This window comes from Bradyrhizobium sp. MI1.7, from assembly GCF_055811795.1.
This window is the reverse complement of record NZ_JBVVPO010000019.1, coordinates 117,467-132,557: the sequence shown is the minus strand read 5'-3', so window position 1 is coordinate 132,557 and position 15,091 is coordinate 117,467. Positions and strand designations below refer to the sequence as shown.

13 protein-coding genes are annotated in these 15,091 nt (G+C 60.8%); 4 read left to right on the top strand and 9 right to left on the bottom strand.

Annotated features, from left to right (window positions below):
* A partial coding sequence (locus AC0L3X_RS19485) for a hypothetical protein (protein ID WP_473316703.1) occupies window positions 1-238 on the top strand: 238 nt, incomplete at its 5' end.
* 160 nt (window positions 239-398) lie between these two features.
* On the opposite strand, the gene AC0L3X_RS19480 is transcribed toward AC0L3X_RS19485, so the two are convergent.
* The 3 genes from AC0L3X_RS19480 to AC0L3X_RS19470 form a co-directional block, all read right to left on the bottom strand.
* The gene (locus AC0L3X_RS19480; protein ID WP_063981806.1) at window positions 399-791 is read right to left on the bottom strand and encodes a hypothetical protein; all 393 of its coding nucleotides are present in this window, start codon (window positions 789-791) and stop codon (window positions 399-401) included.
* 147 nt (window positions 792-938) lie between these two features.
* A complete protein-coding gene (locus AC0L3X_RS19475; RefSeq protein ID WP_063981807.1) occupies window positions 939-1,310 on the bottom strand; it encodes a hypothetical protein in 372 nt (123 codons plus the stop codon).
* Between the two features lie 339 nt (window positions 1,311-1,649).
* Window positions 1,650-2,678: a hypothetical protein gene (locus AC0L3X_RS19470; protein WP_063981808.1), complete on the bottom strand. Its 1,029-nt coding sequence runs from the start codon at window positions 2,676-2,678 to the stop codon at window positions 1,650-1,652.
* Between the two features lie 373 nt (window positions 2,679-3,051).
* On the opposite strand from AC0L3X_RS19470, the gene AC0L3X_RS19465 reads away from it, so the two are divergent.
* Both AC0L3X_RS19465 and AC0L3X_RS19460 read left to right on the top strand, forming a co-directional pair.
* Window positions 3,052-3,618 (top strand): OmpA family protein, encoded by a 567-nt coding sequence (locus AC0L3X_RS19465; RefSeq protein WP_063981809.1) that lies wholly within the window; start codon window positions 3,052-3,054, stop codon window positions 3,616-3,618.
* 117 nt (window positions 3,619-3,735) lie between these two features.
* Window positions 3,736-4,638 (top strand): hypothetical protein, encoded by a 903-nt coding sequence (locus AC0L3X_RS19460; protein ID WP_085402418.1) that lies wholly within the window; start codon window positions 3,736-3,738, stop codon window positions 4,636-4,638.
* Between the two features lie 120 nt (window positions 4,639-4,758).
* On the opposite strand, the gene AC0L3X_RS19455 is transcribed toward AC0L3X_RS19460, so the two are convergent.
* Together AC0L3X_RS19455 and AC0L3X_RS19450 are read right to left on the bottom strand one after the other, a co-directional pair.
* Window positions 4,759-5,757, bottom strand: coding sequence for a hypothetical protein (locus AC0L3X_RS19455; protein ID WP_354265609.1), 999 nt, complete (start codon window positions 5,755-5,757; stop codon window positions 4,759-4,761).
* 212 nt (window positions 5,758-5,969) lie between these two features.
* Window positions 5,970-6,848, bottom strand: a complete 879-nt coding sequence (locus tag AC0L3X_RS19450) for a hypothetical protein (RefSeq protein WP_063981811.1) — start codon at window positions 6,846-6,848, stop codon at window positions 5,970-5,972.
* Between the two features lie 222 nt (window positions 6,849-7,070).
* On the opposite strand from AC0L3X_RS19450, the gene AC0L3X_RS19445 reads away from it, so the two are divergent.
* A complete protein-coding gene (locus tag AC0L3X_RS19445; protein WP_231142835.1) occupies window positions 7,071-7,679 on the top strand; it encodes a hypothetical protein in 609 nt (202 codons plus the stop codon).
* 87 nt (window positions 7,680-7,766) lie between these two features.
* On the opposite strand, the gene AC0L3X_RS19440 is transcribed toward AC0L3X_RS19445, so the two are convergent.
* The 4 genes from AC0L3X_RS19440 to tssF form a co-directional block, all read right to left on the bottom strand.
* The gene (locus AC0L3X_RS19440; RefSeq protein ID WP_085402420.1) at window positions 7,767-9,353 is read right to left on the bottom strand and encodes a methyltransferase regulatory domain-containing protein; all 1,587 of its coding nucleotides are present in this window, start codon (window positions 9,351-9,353) and stop codon (window positions 7,767-7,769) included.
* A gap of 5 nt (window positions 9,354-9,358) precedes the next feature.
* On the bottom strand, window positions 9,359-11,998 hold the full coding sequence (gene tssH / locus AC0L3X_RS19435) for a type VI secretion system ATPase TssH (RefSeq protein WP_063981813.1): 2,640 nt from the start codon (window positions 11,996-11,998) through the stop codon (window positions 9,359-9,361).
* Window positions 11,999-12,095: 97 nt separating this feature from the next.
* Complete coding sequence (gene tssG, locus AC0L3X_RS19430; protein WP_063981814.1) at window positions 12,096-13,160, bottom strand: type VI secretion system baseplate subunit TssG; 1,065 nt, start codon at window positions 13,158-13,160, stop codon at window positions 12,096-12,098.
* A complete protein-coding gene (gene tssF / locus AC0L3X_RS19425; RefSeq protein WP_085402421.1) occupies window positions 13,124-15,091 on the bottom strand; it encodes a type VI secretion system baseplate subunit TssF in 1,968 nt (655 codons plus the stop codon). The genes tssG and tssF overlap by 37 nt, the downstream gene beginning before the upstream one ends.

Genomic DNA, 15,091 nt, shown 5'->3' with positions numbered 1-15,091 from the left:
GGTTGCGTTGCCCGGGCTGGCGTTGCCCTCCGGCCACGGCCCGTTGCGCGCGCTGCAGTCCGTCATAACGTCGGCGGCAATGCCAATGGTGGCGTTAATCGCGTCGGAGTGCGTCGATAGAGGATTTGCCTGCGGGCCACCAGCCTTGGTAACCAACCTCGTGACCCGCGGTAGCATTCAACACTACTTCTCGGCCATGCAGCGTGCCTCCCTTTGCATGTCGGTTATTGGCCCATAGGCGGCCCCGGCCGAGCGTGGCGCAGTGGTCCGGTTTCGCGTGACGAGCCGACCGAGTTGGGCCCCCGATCTCAACGTCCGCCCGTGACCCTGGCTGTCGGATATCGTTTTCGAATTGAAAGAGGCGACGATTGCGCCGCCTCTCCTTGTGGTCCGCGTGCTTACTGGCAGACGTACATGATTCCGTCACCGCCCTTGATCAAGGTGCCGGGCGTGCAACCAATGCCATTGAGCTTCGCGTAGCTATCCCAACCGTCGTAGCAGGTGTAGGAAGCACGCCCAAAGACCCCCACAGCCGTGCCGTACCCGGTCGTGCCGCCGGCACCACACCAGGGGCCGCCAGCGTAGTAGGCCCGCACTGCGTACCAAGGCAGACCGGACTGATCGGGTATGTAGTGACTATAGGGATACGGGCTGACATAGAGCCGCCTCGCTTGGGCACTCTCAACTGACAGCGAAATCCCGCGCTGCTCAGACCAGTCAACGGTGAACAGTGTCGCAAAGGCGATAACCGAAGTTACAATTGCAAAATTTCTGAAAATCATCCGCTTCATCGTTTTGCTCCTATCCTGTCTCGCCCCCTTTGCTTAAGGAGGCCCGTCGGTTGATGCCGACATTGACAAAGATCAAGGGGCTTGACCTAACTCGTGACCAAATTTCAACGTGAATCACGGAGTTTATGCACGCAACCGTGCACAAAGTCAGTCGAGAGATGTTGCTGCGTCGCGCTCTTTGGTGTGTTTGCTCGGTGTTACGTCGAGGCTGAAGTGAGGCTGGCGGATCGCTTCGGGCGGCACCTGAAAGAAGGTAACAGCGCCAATGTTATCGGAAGTCGGCAAAGATTTCGAAACGACAACCAAGTGAGCGATGTCGCCTCTTGGCCGATTGTGTTGCAAAAGTCGAAAGTTGCAGGGCTCAAGCTTCTTCGCGAAAACACTAAGCAGCGAGCGATCGCTGATTCGTATGACCTCAATCGCGTTACCGAAGTCGCCTGTGAATTTTGCGTGAGGCCGTGAGGTCCCTCGCATCTTGTACGCGAAAGTCGCGCCCACGGCCCGCAGAATTTTGGTCATCGGCGAAAATCGACTTTTGCAACAATATCGGCCCTTCAGCGACCTCGGCAGACGTCCGCTTTCCCGCCGCTGTTAGGGGTTGAGCGGACATAAGGCGGCCAGCTGCTTAATGAGTACACAGCCTAGTTCTCAAGCCAGACACTCATGCCCGGCTCAAGGTCTGTCGAATCTCCCTTGGGATCGAGGCGTAAGCGCAGCGTATTGCGGTCATGATGGCCGATGACACGCTCTGCCTGCCAGGTGGCAAAGTAAGCGTTTCGGGGCCGTCGGGGCAGCTTCTGACCCAAGGCGACATTCAACGTCTGGAGTGATTTCCAGCTTCTGTCTGATCTTCGGATGCTAGCCGGGGAAGTCGCGGAACTCCTTGACGAGATTGAACGGGATTTTCCACCCGGCGCCTCCCCCGCGCATCAGCATCTTGATGTCTTCCGCCCTGTTTTCTTTTCCGGTTTTCGGATCGGTCTCCAGCGTGTGGCCTTGGCTGTCCCAAGGTTTGCTCGCGCTCTTCGAGTAGTAGCCGAGAAAATGGCCGGATTCATGGGCAGACGTGTTAGGCCCGCGTTGCGAGCTGATGAAGGCAAGGTCCAGCCCGCGAGCAAACGAGCCATTGGCGAGGCCGCCATTGGACCAAACCTTATCGACGCAGAAAATGGTTAGATGGGCGCCCTGAACTTTGTGTTTGACGAAGATGCCCTTCAGTTTCTCGACGTCGATCACATCGGGAAAGGTCGCCAGGCTCGCATCCTTCATGCCAGTCGCATTGGCGATCTCCTGTTTGATGGCAGCCTGCGAGTCGTCGATGACCAGCCAGTCGCTTGGCACCCGCTCGAAGCGGATGTTGGCCTGCGGCCTCCATATATTGTTCATCGTCAGCAATTCGTCTTGCTCGTTGCAGGGCTTCTTGGCGTGAAACGCCGGAGCGCCGCCACTCCCCGGAACCATGACATTGCGGAACGCCACCTTGATCTTGATTTCCGGTAGCACCACGACATAGAGCTTGGCTTCGATCTTCCGGCCGGCCGAACGGGCCACCACCTCCAGGCCGGGAAAACCAATCGGCTTAATCCGGCCATTGATCTCGAAAAACCGTGCATCGCCATTGAAGGTGGCGGGAAGTGACGCCGCCCTGAGCTGCGGATCGATATCGGGTTTGGAGAAGGTTTCTCTGGCCTGCATGACGCGTCTAAGGGTATCGGCGCCATCGATCTCCTTGATCCCGAGGGCATGGGCGTTAGGATCGACTTTGAGCTTTCTTCCGGGATCGATCAGCGCCACGATGTTGGAGCCGCCGAACGGCACCACCATGCCCGGCGGGCTGCGGCGCTCATCGATGCCGGAGCGGCGGAAAACCTCTTGAAAGGCGGCCATGTCTGGTTCTCCTGTCTTAGTTCGGTCCGTCAACGCGAAATCTTGCGCGCGGAAATGAGAGCCTCCTTCGGCGGCGGGAAAACAATCTGGCCGGTCCCCGCGGCGAGATGCAGAAAATTTCGGCGGCGAAGTTTCATGGCCAGTTCCTCCGCAACAATTTGGCACGGACGGCAATAGGCGTAGCCTACCCCGCTTTCCGGAGAGCGCGGAAGGCCAATCAATGTCCGCTAATGGCCCTGTTGAGGGCGCCCGCACCTCGCCTTTGAACTTCCCCGACCGCTCACGTCACTACTAGTCATAGCCGTGGTGGGAGCCGACGCTCCCTCCAGTGCTCAGCTTTGGGCAGGCCACGCCAGCAATGGGAGAAATTGCCATGGGACGCGCGCCGCAGCCACTGCCGCAATACACGCCGCCGGGCCCGGTGGAACAGATGCCGAATATGGCGACGCAACCGCAGTGCTCGCCGCTTGCCAAGGTTCACAGCGCCGCCGTCTTTCCCTACGTGGCCAATGAAGTCGCGACGTCCCGCACCGAGGTCGGCCATCTCGGTGTGGACGTCAGTCTGGTCCCGCCGGCCGGCATCTGCCAATATCTCATCATCTGGGATTTCGGCGTCGACTGGCGGCATCTCAAGAACATCGCCAAGCGCGATCCGCTGTTGGCAGCGCAGCTCATCCGATTTGAGACCGACAAGTCGTTGCAGTTCCAGATCGTCGGATACAGCGACAGCACCGGCGGCGAACGGAACAACAGCTTCCTGCGCACGGGCCGGGCCAAGAACGTCTTTCACCTGTTCGGCCCAAGCGCCCGCTCGCGCGTCTTCTCCGTCAAGCCCGCCTCACACTACGAGTATCTGAAGGACAACACGACCGTGATGAACAGGGCCGCCAATCGCGCTGTGGTCGTCGAAATCTTCGGCGGCGGCGGCGGGACGATCTAGCCACCTTCCACAACGCGAACGGAGGGGCGGGCGGCTCCTATTGGTGCAGTACAGCGTTTCAGCGCTTGCGGAGCCTGGCCGGACCACTATTGCTCGACCACGCAAGGGAGGTAGGTCATGCCACTGACCGAAGGCGACGTCCTGGACACACTCAGTGACTCGGTCGCGCTTGGTATCGAGTTCTACGTCGACAAGATCCATATCAAGGGCGAATACTTGACGACAGTTCGCGATCACATTCGCGCCGGCAATATATTGGTGAAGGGCGGCACTCAGGATCTCGCCTTCTACGATCAGGTTACGGATGTTCTGTTGACGCAGAAGAAGTCGCCGCCCGCAAATGATAGCGATCGGGCGCTGCTCCTGCATGAGTGCGTCCACGCCATGATCGACGTCTATGATCCTGACGGCGCTGTTACGCGCCACATGGGCGAACTGGCGGCCTACCTCACTCAAACCACATATAGCGTTCGCAAGAATCCGTCGTCTAACCGCAACGGCACCGCCCCCTGGGACAAATTCTGGGGCGACCTCTACGCCACGGTGCGCGCCAATAAGCTCGACACCAGCGCGGGCAACGGCGTCCGGATCCCGTCGGCGACGCTCGAAAATCTGCGCCGGCAACTCGCAGCGCTGCCTTTTGTGAACTATGGAGATTTCACAAAAGAAGCGACGGGCGTATCGGATGGGCTGACCCGCAGGAACCTATTTCTGTCTAGCGATGAACCCGTGTCGATGCGATCATCGAGCGTTTCCCACGAAACTTATGTTGATCCGAGCGATGACTATTTGATGCGCACCCTGATGGAGGCCTACGCGAGCGCCGATGTTAGAGGCTATGGCAGCCGCCTGCGCCGGCTACGTCGTGATTTTCTCTATTGCTCGCTGTCTCGCGCCCATGAGCTCCGGAAGAGGTTTTCGGTGCGGAAGCGTGGAGACCGGCTCTCCGAACTGTTTCACGATCGCCTGTCGCATGGCGGCCGCGCAATTCTTCTCCGTGTGCTTGCGCTGCGAAGCTGACCAGCACGCAAGTCGGAAAAATACTTTTGAGAGGAAGAATGCGCGACCGCACCGCGTCGAATGCTCGGCGTGTCGGTGCTTCAGTTAAGTAGACTCCCGACCACTCCCCTGCAGCGGGTTCTAGTCCAGGTGCCTTGCGCGCAGATCTTGAAGGTCCTTTTTCAATGCCACAAGATCCAGCCCGCGAGGAAAAGTGAGGCGTCCAGAGCGGATCACGAGCCGGACGTACGGATAGCGCTCCTCGGCAAGCATCGGAGAACTGATTTTGTATTTGTGCCAATCTTCAACGATGTGTGCCTGTTGCTCGACGTTGTATGAGTCCCAGGAATCGCCCGGCGTGTACTCGTAGCCGGAACCGATTGTCTGCGCCCAGAACGAGCGCGCCATCGTCCAGTTTGAATCGTTGAACGCCTGCCACACATGGGTCATTTCGTGCACGAAGAGGTCGCAAATGCGACCGAAGTCGTCGCACAAGAGACCGAAGGTGGGGCTAGGCGATGCCAGGTTACTGAACGCGACACTGCCAAGATTGATGGCATACCGCATGCTCGGCACCATGGGATTGCCTCCCCTGAAGAACGGTCCATCGTTCGTCCACGGTCTTCCGCCTGCTCCCAGGCCATTGGTAATCGCAATTGTCTCCCACGGCGGCAGCGTCGGGCCAAAAACGTTGCGCGCGAAATCCCGTTCGCTCACGTCCAGCACGCGCGCGAAGTCGGGTCGGCTTCCTTCACATTCCGGCGGGGTCGGAGCCGCTGGGGTGGGCGCAACCGGTGGAGTGGGCGCAATCGGCGGGGGAGGCGGCGTACCTGGCGGCAGATAGATGAATCCCCCTCGCCATCCACCTCTCCCGCCCGTCGTACCGGAGGAAAACGCAAAATTTTGGCGATCGGGCGACATCGCGCGGCAGCCGACATACTCGGCCAGGTACCAGTTCACCTGGCGTGTGGCTTGTTGGAAATCGCGCTGCTTGACGAGCTTGACGCCCGGAAAATTGAACTCGATGAGGTCCCAGGGGGCGATGCCGATCCGCTTGGCAAGGGATATCCAGGTCTCGCCTGCCGTCACCGCATGCCGGATTCCCGCGGGCGGTACATAGCTTTCGACGACGGGCTTCAACGGCCTTTCCTGGTTCGGCAATGTAAGACCTCCCCCGCCGATTCCTGCGGAACTACGCGTTCTCGCCACCAATACTTATTGGTCGCCGCTACCTCGAGGCGGTTCGATGGTTCCATTCATTCGGGCCACCAACTGGCAGTGGCAAATCGAAGAGCCTCATTCGTAGATTGGAGGCGTAGACACGAAGCAATGTCGAACGAGCGATATCCGCTTTAGCGCCGGCCTTTTGGCTTCGAGCCGAGCAGATCATGCGTGCCGCTGATGCTCACGGTTCCGGAGCACTCGAAACCGCCGAAAAGTCCGCAGGAGCCCGTGACCGTAACGCGCAAGTCTTTGCGCTGGTACATGTCGACCGAAATGCCCACGCGCGAAAAGTCGTTCGCGCTGTTCGGCAGGATCAGATCGATGTGCTCCGCGGCCCATTGCGGTATATGCTTGTTGCTCTTCCAGAACAGCTCATTGCCGGCGTGATGCACGAAGTTCGGTCCGACCGTAAGGGCGCCGTCCACGCCTTCGAATACGAAGCCTGTTTCGTCGATGTGCACGTTCACCCGATCAGGTGCTACGGCGAAATGCAACGAGGTGATGTCCTGGGGCTGCGGGTCCTTGCCGAATTGCGAGCTGTAGGCGTCGCTCCATTGTCCGCGGTCGCGCCCGAGCCCGAAGCCATGGCGGCCCGGGAGATCCCGCGTTGAGAGCGGCCTGTCCGACAGCTTTGGGCGCCAGATCTCCCGGAACCCCTTGCCGATCGTTGCCGCCATCGACAGATCGAGGGCCCAATGCGACGCTTTCTCCGGGCTTTGCCCTTCGGCGAAGGCGTCGAATCCGTCCGTCGTCTTGGCAATGCGCAGCTTCTTGATCAGCTCTTCCCAGTCCTTGGGCAGGAAGGTGACGCCGTCGAGCGTGGTCGTCGCGGCAGCGACACCATACTTCTCGAGCTGGTGCCGGATGTAGGGCTTCTCGTCATAAAGGCGCACATCCGGGTTGGGGCCGGCAAAATAATTCTTCAAATCGATCTGCGGCCGCAGCATGGTCAGTCGTGCCGCGATCTTCCGGTAAGTGTCGGTCGTCGTCGGATCGGTCGTCGTCATGGGGCGCACTCCGAGGCAATCCTCGCCCCAAATTGGTCTCGCCCGGACGGGTTCGGGTTCAATGCCGGCTCGTTCGACCAAGCTGCCGCCCGGCCCAGGTTATTCGAATTCCTATCGCGCCGGTGCAATGACTGTTTGAACCTGCTGATCGGAAACGGCGACCACCAACCGTGGGGTAGTGCGAACAACGAGGACGATCAAATGTCACTGCGGAGCAGGGTATTGGACGTACTCCATGGCCCGGCGGTCGCACGCATGCGCTTCCGGTTTCCGATCCGCGGCAGCCATGTGACGATTGCGCCGCAAACGTTCCATCACGTCGCCCGCGCGATCCGGTTGGGGCAGGTCACCGTCAGACCTCCGACGGATCTCGCGGCAGGCGTTGCTGCACAATACAACGATGTCGCGAGAACCAGGGCGGACGGCACGGCGGTTGCGGCAAACACGCTGGAGGTCGTGTCGGCAGCGGGGCGGATGGACGAGGCCTATATCGTCCACGAGAGCCTGCATGCGGCATACGATCTGTTGCGTACAGGCCTTGATGCCAATGCCGAAGAGGCGTCTGCCTACGTCTGCACGGCGCTCTATTGCCGCATGACAGGCCTGCCCCGCCCTCGCTGGGCCAACGGGCCGATCTACGCCAATGCCGCAGAGGTCGCCCGAACGCTGCTGTCCCAGTATCAGAAGGGCGATCCAGGGATTCCCTGGGTCGGCGAGCATGAATGGAAGATGCTGCGCGCAGGTGTTGGCCTTGATCCGGTCTATGCCAGCGGACCCGGCGGTATTCTCACGGGATGGCTCCTCGGCCAGCAATATACCCACGACGGCTAGAGTGCCGGGCCGCATCCGCTGCAGGAAATGGCACGAGCTTCCAACTCCTGCCGTTCATCGCCAACGGAGCCGACGCACTTGAGCGCATCACGCGACCAGCAGGCCCAGCTTGCCGACCATCGCAAGCGAGCGCTGAACGCTTTCTCGCGTTGACAGCAATAACGGCTCGGCAGGCTGCCCGGCATTATCCTTCTGGTCTATCCGGATGGTCGGGCCGAATTTTTCCGTCATTTCGGCCGTGATCTGGTCGATGGTCCGCGCTCCGTCGAGCAATTGCAGGAAATCCCTGGTCCGGTCGTCCTCCAACTGCACCGTTTGGTGGAGGAGGTTGGTGACGAGCGGACCTGTTTGCGCTTGTCTTCGCGCGAGCAGGCTCGCCTGCGGATGCTCGGTAGCTTCCTTCAACAAAAAGGGACGCGACAGCAGGAACGAAACCTCGCCGCTGCAAGCCAGGATGAACATCGCCTCCGTCAACACCTTTTGGTCATCATCCGCCCGCCGGTCGCCCAGCAGCGCGCGGGCCCCATCGAGCAGCTCGTCGAATGATAATGCTCGCGGCCAGGCCCGGCCCAGACATAGATGCGCGGCCTTCAAGAGCGGATTGGTTACCGTGACCCTGCTGCCGTCCTGGTTCTCGAATTCCATCGCGGAATCGTCGGTCACGCAGGCGTCGGGGTCGACCGGGTTGGTCGTGCTCAGCAAATGGAACCGGGTGACGAAATCGAGGTCGACCTGGCGGGACAGCGAAATGCTGTCGTGGCAGAGCAAGGTGCGCCGAAAGCCGTTGCCGTCGATGAAGTCCTGATATTGATCGCGCGCCATGAACTCGCTTTCCGGGAAGCGCTGCAGCGTCGCGCGAACCTCCTCGGAATAGCCGGCAAGATAGCGTCGTGAAAAATCAGCATCGCCCAGATATTGCAGGCCATGGCGGCTTGCGTCCTCGGCGACCTCATGCAGCAAGAACGCCTCGGCACCATCATCGAGATCGTCGTGAAACAGAAGCTCGTCGGGGGACTTGAGGACGCGGTTGTACTGGTCGCGCATAACTGCGCCGTGCACCGAGTTGGCCTTCGAGCCGTCGCTCAGGAACTTCAGGATCGCGCGGGCCTGTCCGACCTTCTCCTTCATGCCGGTGAGACGGCGGGTGTGATACCGCATCATGTCGCGGACCATGTCGCGAAGATGCGAGAACGGGTGCGCATTGTAGCTGACGTAGCAGACCCCGCGGGGAGCCAGGTTCTGCTTGAAGATCATCATCATCTTCTCGCGCACCGCCGGCGGCACCCAGGAATACACGCCGTGTGCGATGATGTAGTCGAACTCCCCGAAGCCTGCGTCGACATTCATGATGTCGCAATGGAGAAGCTTGATGTTGCTCAGGCCCAATGTGGCGATGTTTCGCTGGCCGCGCTCGATCGTCACGCCGCTCAGGTCGACACCGACGAATTCGCTGATTGGATATTGAAAGGCCATCGGCAACAGGTTGCCGCCAACGCCGCAGCCAAGCTCCAGCACCCGGCAACGCTCGACCGGCGCTGACTGCATGCCGTAAACGGCAGCAATGGTAGCAAGATGGTTCGGATGAGTGAGCCCGTAGACGTGGCCGGGGTAGTAGACCTCGTCGTATGGCGTGGGACCGGCGTTCGGGTGGCGATGCTCGGTTTGAATGTTCATCGTCCTCAGTTCCACGAATATGCGAACTTGTCGTTCTCGATCGAGACCCGCGCTTGCTTGATTTCTTCCTTGGCAAGCGACTTGCTAAGGAACTCGCGCGACAGCTCCGGGAGCAGGGTGTTGGTGATGATGTTGTCAATCATTCGCCCGCCGGAATCCGGGTCGTTGCAACGTGACACAATGTGCTCCACGACCGCGTCATCGTAGTCGAAGGACGCGTTATGATTGTCGCGGAGGCGTCGTCCGATCCGGTCGAGCTGTAACCGAACGATCCCGGCGAGCATCTCGTCGGATAGCGGGAAGTACGGTATCGAGACGATGCGTCCGAGCAGCGCTGCGGGAAACACCTTCAGCAGTTCCGGCCTCAGCATCTTGGCGAGCTCTTCCGGCTCGTTGCGATACTTTGGATCGCGCGAGAGGCCCATGATCAGATCGGTGCCGACGTTGGTGGTAAGGATGATCAAGGTGTTCTTGAAGTCGATCCGCCGCCCGTTGCCGTCCTCCATGGTTCCCTTGTCAAACACCTGGAAGAAGATCTCGTGGACGTCGGGATGAGCTTTCTCCACCTCGTCGAGCAGGATGACACTGTAGGGCTTGCGCCGGACAGCCTCGGTGAGGCGTCCACCTTCGCCATAGCCGACATAGCCGGGAGGTGCACCCTTCAAGGTCGAGACGGTGTGCGCTTCCTGGAACTCCGACATGTTGATCGTGATCATGTTCTGCTCACCGCCGTAAAGGGTCTCGGCAAGCGCCAGGGCGGTTTCAGTCTTGCCCACGCCGGATGGACCAGCCAGCATGAACACGCCGATCGGCTTGGAAGGGTTGTCAAGCTTGGCGCGGCTGGTCTCGATTCGCTTGGCGATCATCGTCAGCCCATGAGACTGGCCGACGACGCGGCGGTTGAGGATCTCCGGTAGCTTCAGCACGGTTTCGATCTCGTCGCGCATCATCCGGCCGACCGGGATGCCGGTCCAGTCAGAGACAACGGACGCCACCGATTGCTGGTCTACATGGGCATAGACCATCCGCTTCTCCGGATGGATGCTCTCAAGTGTGTCGAACTTGCCGCGCAACTCCGCGCGCCTGGCAGCCGGATCTTCGCCTTCTTTGGGCTGGGACAGAATCTCCCGGATGCTCCGGATGTCCTTGACGAGTTCCTGCTCTGCGGCCCAATCGGCTTCAAGGTTCGTCAGCTTGTCCTTCAGTGCCGCAATGTCGTTGTCGATCGCCGTGATGCGGTCGCTGTCCTTAAGCCCAAGATCGCTGTCGCTGACGAGTGCCGATTTCTCGGCTTCACGAGCGGTAATCGCAACGCGTGCATCCTCGATCAGGGCTGGCGTCGCGCTCTGGCTGATGGCCACGCGCGCCGAGGCGGTATCAAGCAGGCTGACCGCCTTGTCCGGCAACTGCCGTGAAGGAATGTAGCGGTGGGACAGGTTGACCGCTGCGACGATCGCAGCATCGGAGATGCGAACGCCGTGGTGCTTTTCCATCGGACCGAGAAGTCCGCGCAGCATGATGCAGCAGGTCTCCACTTCCGGTTCATCGATCTGGATCGGCTGGAAGCGTCGCGTGAGCGCGGGGTCTTTCTCGATATACTGGCGATATTCTGCCCATGTGGTGGCGGCGATCGTGCGCAGCGTGCCACGGGCGAGAGGAGGTTTCAGGAGATTGGCCGCATCACCGGTGCCGGCCGCGCCGCCGGCGCCGATCAATGTATGGGCTTCATCGATGAACAGTATGATCGGGGTGGGTGAGCTCTGGACCTCGTCGATCACCGAGCGCAAGCGCTGCTCAAACTCACCCTTCATGGAAGCACCGGCCTGCATCAGGCCGATGTCGAGCGCACAAAGCCTTACACCGCGGAGCGGTGGCGGCACGTCGCCGGCGGCGATTCGCTGGGCGAATCCCTCGACAACTGCGGTCTTGCCGACGCCAGCCTCGCCGGTAAGAATTGGATTGTTCTGCCGCCGTCGCATCAGCACGTCGATCAGTTGGCGGATTTCTTCGTCCCGGCCAAGGATCGGATCCATCTCACCTGATTTGGCCTTGGCGGTGAGATCCTGGGAGAACCGGTCGAGCGGCGTCGTCCCCTTGGGACCCGCTTGGGCCGCGCCTTCCGTGCCTGCGCCGACCAGGCCCGAACCGTCCATCGGCCGCATGGTTTCCTCGTCGGAGCCGGCCCAGACATTGCGGCGCTCCGCGGCGAGTGCGTCGACGTTGACCTTGGCGAATTCCTGCGAGAGGTTGTTCAGCGTGCGACGAATATCATTCGATTTCAGGCCCGCCACGAGCAGATGACCGGTGCGGATCTGGGTCTCGCCAAAGAAGAGCGTGGCATAATGCCAGCCCCGATCGAGCAGATCGATGACCGGATTGGCGACGCCCGGCATGTCGGTTTCGTTCTTACGAAAGCCATTGATCACGCCGGCAAGGTCCGACAACAAGCGTGCCCGGTCGAGCTTGTAATGATCGACCGAGAGGCTGAGATCGTTGCGTTCCTGCTGCAGGATATGAAACAGCCAGTGCGCTAGCTCGACGTTGCGATTGCCGGCGCTCTTTGCGTGGCGCAGGGCCTGTATGAAGGCATCATAGCCGGCCCGGTTCAGCTTGCCCGTTACAGCCTCAATGCTGATGTCGGTCACGGCGGATCCTCCTGCTTAATCCATCCGCGGATGCCTGGCATCAAGCGGAAATTTCATCGAATCCCATAGCTTTAGGCAATCGGCGCTACGGATAGGTTCAAATCGCCGAGGCATCGGCTGCGGCGGCCCGACGGGCGCTCAAGCGCTCGCTGAGCTGAAAGCGGGCATCGCGGCGATATTCTTCCGTGGAAGTCCAGTTCGGCGAGACCCAGGTGGTCCATCCAAGTCGTCCGCTCTGTCCGAGCCTGACCGGGACGACCTCTCCCGCTGGAATGGCGAGCTCCACCTCCCATTCCAATTCGTCGCCGATATAGAAGAACACGGCGTCCGCCAGAGGCTCCGACAAGTTGCGCGCTTCGGTCGGCAAGAACTGTTCGTACTGGGTAAAATTCTTGACAAAGACCCGCACCCTGATCTTGTCCTCGACGCTGAACACGCGTGAGCCCAGAAGAGCGTCCCGGCCGAGCCTGGCATGGGTTCCGCCGAGCCGGCTGCAATGACTTGGGTCGAATGACAGCCAGGTGCCGACAAATTCGTCGATCTCGACCTTGACGTCGAACAGCCCCTGCAGGAACCGCGTCAACCGTGACGCACACTTCGCTCTGGGGGAGATCAGTCCGGCAAAGCTGAGCTTCGCCATGTCCGGTACGGTGTCTCGATCAGCGAAAACGTCGGAGCCGAGGCCGGCGAAGGAGCCGACATAGGCGATGAAGCGATCATCCGCCGGACGGTCGTGCTGAGCGATCGGCCGCGCATCGGCCCAGGCGCGAAAGAAGAGTTGCAGAAAGCGTCCGTTGAGCAGATCGAGAAAGCGCGGGAAGGCGTCATCCCGCATCAGCCACCAACTGAGGCTCTCGTCGGTGGTGGCAAGCGGCAGCGCGCCCTGCGGCCCCAGGAGACCGAGAAATTTGACGAGTATCCTGAGCCGGCCACCCACGTCGTCGACGGCCGCAAGGTTGGAGGCGGGGAACTCCAGATAAGGCACTTGGCCGAGGTCGATATACTCCTCGCGGCGTGCAGCGCTGTCACCGATCCGCGGTCGATCCGAGTTGGCGCGCTCGAGCTGGCGCAACGCATTAAAGAAATCGAACCGCCAGGGCTCCGCCTTCATCTGGTCGATCAGCGTCATAGAGGTCTCCGCGTGCCCATGCGCGGCGGCCAACGCATGATCTCGCCGCGCTCCGGCGTCGAGACGACCGTCTGTGTGAAGGTATTGAAGCCCGAATAGTCGGCGAAGAAGCGCTCCAGCACGGCTCCGAGCAAGAACACGCCGCTGCCCTCGAATGCCTTCTCGTCGAGCGTGATGGTAATCTCCAGGCCGCGCGCTGCGCCGCTGCCGGTGCGCTCGCGCACCCGCCGTACGACCGGCCGGCTTTCTATGCTGCGCACGCCGCGGATCTTGCGTTCCGTGGCGTCGTCGAACTGATCGGCGAACAAGGACAGCATTTCGCGCAGGGCTCCGGCGTTCTTGCCGCCACCGCGCTCGACGAGGCCAAGATAGTTCAGGCTCAGCATGTTGATCAGCCGCCAGCTGACGATTCCGCTGTTCGCGATCTCGCTGCGGCTGCGCAATTGGGCCACGATCGGTTCGCGTGGTCGGGTGGGACCGGCGACGCACATCAGATCAAGGGAAGTATCGTCCAACAGGCGGAAGTCGGCGCCGCCCTGGCCGACCGGCAAGTGTTCGGTGAGATGCCGGTTGGAGCACAGCGCCCGGACGCTGAGTTCGGCGACCGCACCTTCGCCGCTAAGTTCACCGGGCTCCAGCAGAGACAGGAACATGTCCGTCCCGGTGTAGTCCGATGATGCGCCGTACGTCTTTTCTCCCACTGTGCGGCGCCGGGGCAACCGTCGAACGGTGAAATAAAGCCCCTCGACCGATCCGCTGGTCCGGTCGACGGCGGCCGAATACAGCGGGCGCACCGGCCGCTTGTCCTTGTCGGCCGGAAAGTGCGCGTAGACTTCGAGTACCTGGTGCGGTTCGTATTCCAGATAGCGGCTGCGATCGGGCACCACATGGTACTCGTGCGTATTCGACTTGACGGGGATGCGATCGCTCGTCTTCTCGAACAGGTTGATTGCCGGCGCGCTATAGAGCCTGAAGGTATCGGGCCGCACCGCGGCGGCAAGCCGTGAATTGTGTTCATCGAAAGCGAAGACGATATCGATCGATTTGCTGCGCAGCCGTGGCATCACGCTGCGAAGTCCCGTCAGGTTGAAGCCGAGGAACTTGCGTGGAAACATGAAATATTCCCGCAGCAGCTCCGAGCCGCGAAAGACCCGGTTGTCGTTGGGAAACAGCGACTCGTCCTCGTCGAAACCAATCTGCTGCACGCAGTCATGGGGCGCACGAGTCACCACCGGATCGCCGAAATCATCGAGATGCCGGAAGTAGACGCCCTTGCAGTTCGAGATCAATTGCTCGTAAAGCGCAATGGCGTCGGATTCCGCGCCTGAAAGGTAGATCGGAAGTTCGCTCGTGCGGCAGCCTGCAAACCAGGTTTCCGGCTTGGCCCTGGCCTCCGCGTCCGGCAGCTCCTCATCGAGCCGGGCCGCGGTACGGTGGGTCAACGACAGCCTGAGCCCGGCGATGACGTCGCCGCCGACGGGAATCCCGAGCGCCTGCAGCGCGCCTGCCGTCGAGAAGTATTCGGCGCCGGTGACGTCGAATGGCCAAAGAGCGATATCGCGGCAAAGTCGAAATCGGCAGGAGAGACTTCGTTCTCTCTCGCGATAGGTGGCGTCGAAATAGGCGCCGCGCGCGATCTTCTTGCCATCGCGTAGCGCTGGGTCGGCATAGGGGGGGCGTGCCGTGACCAGCATGGCCGACGGAGTCGGGGCAAGGTAATTCGGAACCAGTTGCTCGAGCAGGTTTGCAGTGAATTCCGGGAATTCGTGCTTGAGCTTGAGCTGAACGCGAGCGGCGAGAAATGCGGCACCTTCCAGCAATCCCGTGATCATGGGATCAGAGCGATCCCGGATCAGCCCACCGAGGCGTTCTGCGATGCCGGGATACTCTTCGGCGAAATCCCCGGCCTGCTCGTAGAGCAGTGACAGTTCACGATTGTAAAAATCCAGGAATTCGCGGTTCAT

Bases quoted from the DNA above. Each gene is read 5' to 3' on its own strand.
- tssF (WP_085402421.1), bottom strand. From the start codon at position 15,091: ATGAACCGCGAATTCCTGGATTTTTACAATCGTGAACTGTCACTGCTC.
- AC0L3X_RS19460 (WP_085402418.1), top strand. From the start codon at position 3,736: ATGCCACTGACCGAAGGCGACGTCCTGGACACACTCAGTGACTCGGTC.
- AC0L3X_RS19475 (WP_063981807.1), bottom strand. From the start codon at position 1,310: ATGACCAAAATTCTGCGGGCCGTGGGCGCGACTTTCGCGTACAAGATG.
- AC0L3X_RS19470 (WP_063981808.1), bottom strand. From the start codon at position 2,678: ATGGCCGCCTTTCAAGAGGTTTTCCGCCGCTCCGGCATCGATGAGCGC.
- AC0L3X_RS19465 (WP_063981809.1), top strand. From the start codon at position 3,052: ATGGGACGCGCGCCGCAGCCACTGCCGCAATACACGCCGCCGGGCCCG.
- AC0L3X_RS19450 (WP_063981811.1), bottom strand. From the start codon at position 6,848: ATGACGACGACCGATCCGACGACGACCGACACTTACCGGAAGATCGCG.
- AC0L3X_RS19440 (WP_085402420.1), bottom strand. From the start codon at position 9,353: ATGAACATTCAAACCGAGCATCGCCACCCGAACGCCGGTCCCACGCCA.
- AC0L3X_RS19480 (WP_063981806.1), bottom strand. From the start codon at position 791: ATGAAGCGGATGATTTTCAGAAATTTTGCAATTGTAACTTCGGTTATC.